At 41.6% G+C, this 7958-nt stretch carries 8 protein-coding genes; 1 reads left to right on the forward strand and 7 read right to left on the reverse strand.

From position 1 onward, the window contains the following. Positions 1-21 precede the first annotated feature (21 nt). The 7 genes from carA to MUN53_RS10170 all read right to left on the reverse strand — a co-directional run bounded on the left by carA (position 22) and on the right by MUN53_RS10170 (position 7668). Positions 22-1119, reverse strand: a complete 1098-nt coding sequence (carA, locus tag MUN53_RS10140; RefSeq protein WP_243325308.1) for a glutamine-hydrolyzing carbamoyl-phosphate synthase small subunit — start codon at positions 1117-1119, stop codon at positions 22-24. A 16-nt stretch (positions 1120-1135) separates the two neighbouring features. Then, entirely contained in the window at positions 1136-3019 is a 1884-nt protein-coding gene (locus tag MUN53_RS10145) for an amidophosphoribosyltransferase (protein ID WP_243325311.1), read from the reverse strand. Between the two features lie 110 nt (positions 3020-3129). Then, the gene (locus MUN53_RS10150; RefSeq protein WP_243325313.1) at positions 3130-4260 is read right to left on the reverse strand and encodes a lactonase family protein; all 1131 of its coding nucleotides are present in this window, start codon (positions 4258-4260) and stop codon (positions 3130-3132) included. Between the two features lie 125 nt (positions 4261-4385). Beyond that, entirely contained in the window at positions 4386-4706 is a 321-nt protein-coding gene (locus MUN53_RS10155) for a helix-turn-helix domain-containing protein (RefSeq protein WP_243325315.1), read from the reverse strand. Further along, entirely contained in the window at positions 4703-5068 is a 366-nt protein-coding gene (locus MUN53_RS10160; protein ID WP_243325317.1) for a type II toxin-antitoxin system RelE/ParE family toxin, read from the reverse strand. The genes MUN53_RS10155 and MUN53_RS10160 overlap by 4 nt, the downstream gene beginning before the upstream one ends. Positions 5069-5411: 343 nt before the next feature. Continuing rightward, on the reverse strand, positions 5412-7058 hold the full coding sequence (locus tag MUN53_RS10165) for a diphosphate--fructose-6-phosphate 1-phosphotransferase (protein WP_243325320.1): 1647 nt from the start codon (positions 7056-7058) through the stop codon (positions 5412-5414). 88 nt (positions 7059-7146) lie between these two features. Continuing rightward, complete coding sequence (locus MUN53_RS10170) at positions 7147-7668, reverse strand: hypothetical protein (RefSeq protein WP_243325321.1); 522 nt, start codon at positions 7666-7668, stop codon at positions 7147-7149. Here MUN53_RS10170 and MUN53_RS10175 point away from each other — a divergent pair. Next, on the forward strand, positions 7644-7958 hold a 315-nt coding region (locus MUN53_RS10175; RefSeq protein WP_243325322.1), incomplete at its 3' end, for a hypothetical protein. The genes MUN53_RS10170 and MUN53_RS10175 overlap by 25 nt on opposite strands.

The raw sequence follows: 7958 nt of genomic DNA on the forward strand, positions 1-7958 counted from the left end.
AAAATTAGTACTGATTATTCTTTATAACATACCGACAAATTTATCAAAGATCAACGCTTCTGTATCTGTCGGTCCACTGCAAGCTTCCGGGTGGAATTGAGAAGAGAAGAAAGGTTTCGTCTTATGGCGGATTCCTTCATTCGTTCCGTCATTCATATTGATGAACAAGGGTTCCCAATCTTTACCCAAGGTATTATTGTCAACAGCATATCCATGGTTCTGTGAAGTAATAAAGCATTGGTTAGTTCCAACCATCCGTACCGGTTGGTTATGGCTTCGATGTCCGTACTTCAACTTATAGATAGAAGCTCCACCAGCTTTTGCCAACAGCTGATTCCCCATACAGATACCACAGACAGGTTTATCGCCGCCTATCGCCTTCCTGATATTCTGTACGGCAGCATCACACGTATCAGGATCGCCCGGGCCATTGCTGATAAACACTCCATCATATTCCAACTGGGTAAAATCATAATTCCAAGGAACACGAACAACAGTCACACCACGCTTCAACAAACAACGGATAATGTTATGCTTTACGCCGCAATCCACCAGAATAACCCGCTTCTTGCCAGCTCCCTCTCCGTAAGTAATCACTTCCTTGCATGAAACCTCATCTACATAATTGACAGCTCCGTAATTTCCGAAATCATGCAAATAGGTCGCTACATCTTTTACATCTTCCATCACGATACGTCCCATCATGACACCATGTTCGCGCAACTTCTTTGTCAATGCCCGTGTATCTATTCCATAAATTCCAGGAATATTTTCCTGCTTCAACCAGTCGCCCAAACTACAAGTTGCATTCCAGTGGCAATACTCATGACTGTAATCACTTACAATGATTGCATCTGCATGAATACGTTCACTCTCCATAAATTCAGACAAACCATCGGGACGGAAGGTCCGAGGCGGAACACCATAATTTCCTACCAACGGATAAGTCAGTACCATCAATTGACCGGCATACGAAGGATCGGTCAAACTTTCAGGATAACCTGTCATGGCTGTGTTAAACACGACCTCACCGCTCACTGGCTTTTCAGCACCAAAAGAAAAACCATGAAATACAGTCCCGTCATCCAGGATTAAAGTTGCAGTTCTATCTTTTTGCATATAACATTAAGTATGTTTATTTGACTAAATATTCTTCTTCCATATAATGAATAAAGGCCCGGTTTACCATCCGTACACCACCCGGCGTCGGATAATCTCCCGAAAAGTACCAGTCGCCCGGATGATTCGGACAAGAAGCGTGCAAACCTTCTATTGTTTGATAAACAATTTGCACCTGGGCTTTTGTTCCGACTGGAGTCAACAAATCTACCATCTTCGAGGAAATTTCTTCATCTGTAAACGGAGCATAGATTTCTTTTACGTAGTTGACTTCTGCCAATGATTCCCGTTCCTGCTTTTTGGCTTTCTGATAAGCATCCATCAAAACGTTCTCCATTCCCCGCTCTTCCAACAATGCTACTGCCGCCTTAAAGGCAATAAACTCATTCATGCGAGACATGTCGATACCGTAATAATCCGGATAACGGACTTGCGGAGATGAAGAGACAATCACAATCTTCTTCGGATGCAGGCGATCCAGAATACTGATAATACTTTGCTTCAACGTTGTCCCGCGCACAATACTATCATCTATAACCACCAGATTATCTTCAAACGGAACAATACTTCCGTAGGTTATATCATATACGTGGGCAGCCAAATCATTCCGGCTGTTTCCTTCAGCAATAAAAGTACGCAGCTTAATATCCTTGATAGCAACTTTTTCTGTACGGACACGCATAGAAAGAATCTGTTCCAGTTCTTCTTCCTGGAAGAGATGACGCTTGTCGGCAATCCATTTCTTCTTGATACCGTTCAGATAATTATTCAATTCTTCCAACATGCCATAATAAGCTACTTCAGCTGTATTTGGAATGAAAGAGAATACGGTATGATCCAAATCATTATCTACGGCTTTCAAGACATCAGGGACCAATGTTTCTCCTAGTTTCTTCCGTTCTTTATAAATATCAATGTCACTACCCCGTGAGAAATAAATCCGTTCGAACGAACATGCACTGTTTTTCTTCGGCTCAACAATTTGTTCCACCCGTAGTTTACCGGTCTTACTAACAAATACGGCTTCTCCTCGATTCAGTTCTTTAATATCCCAAGCATGTACATTCATGACAGTTTGGATCACCGGACGTTCGGAAGCCAAGACAACGATTTCATCATCGGCATAATAAAACGCCGGACGGATTCCCCACGGATCACGCACACTGAACATCTCGCCGCTGCCGGTGATACCACAAATAACGAAACCACCATCCCACGTAGGTACACACCGTTTCAAGACATCGCCCAGATCAATCCGGGCTTCAATGGCATGCGTAATATCCATACCCCGTAGTCCTTCTGCCTCGCATTGCTGATACAGATGTTCCACGACCCGGTCCAACCGGTGTCCTACCTGTTCGAGCATAATATAAGTATCCGCAAATTTACGAGGATGCTGACCAATTGCAGTAATATCTTCAAAGATCTCATCTACATTCGTCAGGTTAAAATTACCACAAAGGGCCAAATTCTTGACACGCCAGTTATTACGGCGTAAAAAAGGATGGACATAAGAAATACCGGATTTTCCGGTCGTACTGTAACGGAGATGCCCCATATAAAGCTCTCCGGCAAAAGGAAGATTGTTCTTGGCAAAGATAGGATCGTTCAACTGGGCGGGTGTTAAATCCCGAAAATGTTCGTGGACGGCAGAAAAAATCTCGGTAATAGCCCCTGTTCCCAAGGCTCTTTCACGAAACATATACTCTTCTCCTGCCTTCGCTTCTAGCTTTACACAAGCTAATCCGGCGCCTTCCTGCCCACGGTTATGCTGCTTTTCCATCAACAAGTACAACTTGTTAAGACCATACATCCAGGTCCCGTATTTCTGATGATAATACTCCAATGGTTTCAGCAGTCGCACCATGGCTACGCCACATTCGTGCTTTAGTATTTCCATCTTGTCTTACTAGGTTTTGTTTTCCCGGTGCAAAGATAGGAATATTTTTTGTCATAAAGACAGGCTTTCAAATGCCAATAGATCATTTTTCTTTAAAAAAGCCCAAAAACTCACTTATTGCTATTATAAAGTTGCAAACAAACGGGTTGTGACATTTGGATTCTTTTTCCGGTATCTTGTAATTTTCCTGTTTGCGGATCGCGTTTATAGATTTGTACTTCATTATCATCCCGACAAGCAACCAATAAATAACGTCCGTTAGACGTAATCATAAAGTTACGTGGATGACGGCCTGTATGCTGATAGGCCACTTTCGTCAGCTCTCCTGTTGCTTCGGATACTGAGAATATAGCAATACCGTCATTCTGTAATCGGTTAGAAGCATACAGAAAACGACCATCGGGCGAAAGATGAATATCGGCACTTCCCTGTGCTCCTACTTCATCTGCCTGGATGGATTGCTTTTCCTGTAAATGTCCTTCCTGATAAGTAAAGAAGATTACGGCACCCGACAATTCATTGATCAAATAAGCCCATTTCCCATTCGGGTGAAAACACAGATGCCGAGGTCCCGAACCCGGTCGAACAGGATTATCAATTCGTTCAGCCTGCTGAATATATGGAGCTTTCTCATGAACAGGATAACTATATACCTTGTCGGTTCCTAAATCGTCGGCCAATAAATAGTTTCCATCCGGACTAAAGATGGAATAATGAAGATGCGATTTTTCCTGTCTTTCTTTATTCGGACCTTTCCCTTCAAACTTCAAAACTGCTTCCCGGGCATGAATACATCCTTTTGCATCCAACGAAAAAAGACTTAAACTACCGCCCGTATAATTGGCTGTTACCAAATATTTTCCCGAAGGAGATAAACGGACATGGCAAGGCGACGCACCCAACGTTGGCAGCGTATTCAACAGATGCATGGTTCCTGTCTGCTCATCCAAAGATACCGTATGAACCGTTGAGTTGGCATCGGTATCTCCTTCTCCCACAACATACACCAACCCTTTTTCCGGATTAGGAGTCAGAAAAGATGGATTCAAAATACCAGCCAAACCACTGACTCTTTCTACATCAGCTGTTTCTTGATTCAAACGATACAAAGCAAGCCCTTCACGCTCTGCCGGCGCATAGCTCCCGATCAATAAATAATCACTCTCCGACTTTTCAACAGCTTGTAATACTTGCAATCCGGCCAACAGGCAAATGCTCCAAACACACTTCCGTATATTCATAACTTATCTTTTATCCTTATTATTTAGCAAATTGGAATAACTTTCTTTACTCCCATAATGTAAGAAATGTACATCCAAAAAACATTATTGTTCGATTTAACGAAGAATAGCAACTGTCGTCTCCTTCAACGTATAGGGTTGAAGGTAGGCGTAAACTCAATTCCCAAAGCTCGTGCAATACGAAAGAAACTTGATAATTGCATATCCACTTCGCCTTTTTCTACACGAGCAATATAACTTTGTTCCTTACCGATCTTCTGCGCCAACTGTTTTTGAGTTAGTTTAAGTTCTTTACGACGATCTCGAAGTATATCACCATAATACCAAGCCATTGCTTTTTCATTGAAAGCCTCACGGGTAACCGTACCATGTTTCCCGTACTTTTCATCAAGCGACTGATTGGTGGTTTTGAGCTTTCCTAATTTATTTTCATCTAACTGTATCATAATGCTAAACCTTTTAATATTCGTTCTGCTTTGGCTATCTGCTTACTATAGTCCTTTGTAGATTTCTTTAGGAAACCGTTTAGTAGAATTATTTTTGTTGATAATATGACATTACTATTATCAATTGCGAACAGCACTGTTCTATACTCATTCGATCCGACTGATACACGCATCTCATATAGGTCTGTTCCCTCTAAATGTTTTACATATTTTACTGGTATGGCATATACAGTTTGTACAAGTTCAAATGTATATTCAAACTTGTCTTTGACCTTTTCATCCAGACCATTATAGAACTCTTCAAATTCATCTGTTTTGAATATAGTCCTTATATCAGAGGCCCTGTCTTCAACTGATTCCATATTGCAAATATAACTGATTAGTAATATTTATACAAGAGTGATCAAATAAAAATTTCATCTTTATCATCTTTCTCCATATCCTACTACACTCATTGCACCAGATTCTTTATCTATATTCACAACAAAATCTTCAATTCTTTTGTACAAATCGTCTTCCCGAATCTTATCAAGTTTGCGATTTTTCTAATCAATCTTTTTATTAATTAAACTTCCATTTCTAATATATTCTCCTTCCCCATAAAACTTCCTCCCCACACCTAGAAAAAGAAAGGAGATTCCCCAATGGAAAACATTGCCACCGGAAAATCTCCTTTTATGGAAGGGTCTGATTTATTGAATCAGATTATTTAGCTTGTTCCAACTGTAATGTCTTAGTCGGCTGGTCGCATACTTCAGTCGGACCGAAGTACTGGATCGGACCCGGATAAACATAGCTGGTTGTCAAAGCCCATTCATCACGCTGTGCAGCGAATGCCTTGAATGGAGCACCGTCTAATTTAACCAAAGCCTTCTGGATAACTGGTTTCATTTCACCATGACGACGTTCCATGTTCATCATCATCGTTACAGGAATACCACCTGCAATCCACTGGTCAGCCGGAGCTGTTGTGTTGCGAACAGATGACATATAACCTGTCTTACCAGCAGCGATCAGGCAAGATGCAGTGTAACCTAATGAATAGCAGTAGTCAGCATCGTAGTTTGACGGAGCAGCGCAACGACCTTCGTAACCGAAGAAGTGATGCTGTGCAGCGAATTTACCTACGTATTTGCCTTCAGCTTTCCATTCAGCCAATTTCTTACCTACCATTTCAGACAACAGCTTTTCAGTTTCGATCAATGAAACCTGTACGTTTCCGTGCGGGTCACGATCCAAAGACAACTGACGAGCTACGCCTTCCGGCAGAGAAGCATACAGTTCTGAGTTTTCTTTTGTCAGCTTGCTGATGATGTAAGCACGCTGTTCGCTCTTCTTGATCATCTTGAATTCAGCATCGTGCTTAGCCAAGAAGTCGTTCAATTCAGCGATCAGACGTTTCATAGCCGGTACGAACTCGATCAAACCTTCCGGAATCAATACTGTACCGAAGTTATGACCTTCTGCAGCACGCTTAGCTACGATGTCAGCAATATAAGTTACGATATCGTCCAATGACATATCTTTTGCTTCTACCTCTTCAGAGATGATACAGATGTTCGGCTGAGTCTGCAAAGCACATTCCAATGCAATGTGAGAAGCTGAACGACCCATCAATTTGATGAAGTGCCAGTATTTCTGAGCAGAGTTACAGTCGCGCTGGATGTTACCGATAACTTCTGAATATACTTTACAAGCTGTATCGAAACCGAAAGAAGTTTCAATCTGAGCGTTCTTCAAGTCGCCGTCGATTGTTTTCGGACAACCGATTACCTGAACGCCAGCACCGATAGCCTTGTAATATTCAGCCAATACACAAGCGTTTGTATTTGAATCGTCACCACCGATAATAACCAGTGCCTTGATATTTAATTCGTTCAAGATTTCCAAACCTTTGTCGAACTGTTCTTTTGTTTCCAGTTTAGTACGACCAGAACCGATCATATCAAAACCACCTGTATTACGATATTCATCAATAATATCGGCAGTCAGTTCCATATATTTGTGATCGATCAAACCACCAGGACCCAAGATAAATCCATACAGACGAGAAGCTGCATTGTGAGCTTTGATACCATCGAACAAACCGGCTATAACATTATGTCCACCAGGAGCCTGTCCGCCAGACAAAATAACACCTACGTTCATAGCAGGGAATTCTTTCACGTCATTTGTCTTTTCGAAAGTGATCACCGGCATACCGTATGTATTCGGGAACAATTTCTTGATTTCTTCCTGATCAGCTACAGACTGAGTGTATTCTCCATCAACAGCCTTTACTGCACCTTTCAAAGCAGCAGGAACCTTTGGCTGGTAAGCTGCTCTTGCAATTTGTAATGCACTTTTTACCATTTCTACTTATGTTTTACAGTTTGCTTTAATATCTCTGCAAAGATAATACTATTTCTTCTAATACGACAAATGCTCTCCCTGCATTTTTTCAGAATTCGTAGCCGATCCGAATGGCTAAACCGTTCATATTAACATGTTCTACAAACGTTCCTAACCAAGGAATACTGACAAAAGCCTCTCCTTGCTGAACTGCATATCCCAATTCAAAACGGACAGCATTCCGGGAACGGACGGCACATCGCACGCCCATCGTAGGCGAAGCAAACAATCCCATCCCTGCTACTCCATCCATTACATCCAAGGTATATCCCAGTTTCAAACCCACAGTAGGTGAAATCTTCCGTCCCGGCAACAAAGTACTACGAAAGTCAGCATAGATCGGAATCATGAAACTCTCGGGTAACGTATAATATTGAAATCCGGTTCCGGCACCGGCAAAGAAATACGGAGAAAATTCATAACCATGGCTCGTCAATACCTCCACACGGTGTAAGTTCCAATTTCCTAATCCGGCCGTAAAGCCGCCTTCTACAAAACCTTTATAACCTTTTTGGGCATGGGCCAGACCCAAACTGCCTGCCAAAAGTGCCAACACTAACTTTTTCTTCATACAATACTCCACTCTTTTATGAATTAAACATATATCAATTTGCAGTCTTTCTTCCGGTTATTCCGCCGGAAAGACTTATTTCTGCCATTTTTGCTAACATGCCTTTTCAAAGAAACGAAAGAAAAACGCTTCTTTTTCGGCTTCAAATACCGTTTTTTACCCTTCCAAGAGGCATTTTATGTCATGCTACAGATTTACTTTACACCCATTTAACAAAAAAAGAGAAAGCAATGGGAAAGAAAGGAATCAGTCATCGCAAATTCAGTATTGAGTTCAAATTGTCCGTTTTA

It is taken from the genome of Parabacteroides faecalis (assembly GCF_022809355.1).
Taxonomy (GTDB): domain Bacteria; phylum Bacteroidota; class Bacteroidia; order Bacteroidales; family Tannerellaceae; genus Parabacteroides; species Parabacteroides faecalis.

Coding starts and splice junctions, on each gene's coding strand:
- MUN53_RS10145 (WP_243325311.1), bottom strand. CDS start 3,019: ATGGAAATACTAAAGCACGAATGTGGCGTAGCCATGGTGCGACTGCTG.
- carA (WP_243325308.1), bottom strand. CDS start 1,119: ATGCAAAAAGATAGAACTGCAACTTTAATCCTGGATGACGGGACTGTA.
- MUN53_RS10150 (WP_243325313.1), bottom strand. CDS start 4,260: ATGAATATACGGAAGTGTGTTTGGAGCATTTGCCTGTTGGCCGGATTG.
- MUN53_RS10155 (WP_243325315.1), bottom strand. CDS start 4,706: ATGATACAGTTAGATGAAAATAAATTAGGAAAGCTCAAAACCACCAAT.
- MUN53_RS10165 (WP_243325320.1), bottom strand. CDS start 7,058: ATGGTAAAAAGTGCATTACAAATTGCAAGAGCAGCTTACCAGCCAAAG.
- MUN53_RS10170 (WP_243325321.1), bottom strand. CDS start 7,668: ATGAAGAAAAAGTTAGTGTTGGCACTTTTGGCAGGCAGTTTGGGTCTG.
- MUN53_RS10160 (WP_243325317.1), bottom strand. CDS start 5,068: ATGGAATCAGTTGAAGACAGGGCCTCTGATATAAGGACTATATTCAAA.